General features: G+C 34.5%; 1 pseudogene. It reads right to left on the bottom strand.

Annotated features, from left to right (window positions below):
• Positions 1-432 (bottom strand): annotated as a pseudogene (locus tag B5P40_RS32100) (hypothetical protein); the annotation flags it as partial.

Raw genomic sequence — 432 nt, 5'->3', positions numbered from 1 at the left:
CTTCATTTTTATGCTGTGTAACGACAGCGAGCTTATGTCTCTTTATCTCAGCAAGCTCATCAGAGGTATAACTAAAAATTCCAGATGCTTTTACTGGATTCGAAGTTATCGTTGCGAGTTTTCGCTTCTCTCCTGGTAGTGCATGAAAAAGTTTCTCTAGGTCAAAAGAAACACTACCTGGTTTTATATTTGGAAACTCCTGTCTAATATATTTTAAAGCTAAAGGCCCATTCATTTGACCACTATTGTCACTTTTTAAGTAATATGTTTGCCAATTCGTAAGCGCAATACCCGTATTACCTTCATCTAATTGTTTTTGTGTAATATACAAAATATCATGTTTAGATAGTACTGGTTCATCAGGATTTAAGTCCACTATGATACCAGCTTGCTTAATCAGAAGTTGTTGACCATGTTTTATCGTTTTATATT

Origin of the sequence: Bacillus sp. SRB_8 (assembly GCF_003264205.1) — a bacterium.
In the GTDB taxonomy this organism is placed as follows: Bacteria; Bacillota; Bacilli; order Bacillales; family Bacillaceae_G; genus Bacillus_A; species Bacillus_A mycoides.
This window is presented reverse-complemented; position numbering and strand designations above follow the sequence as displayed.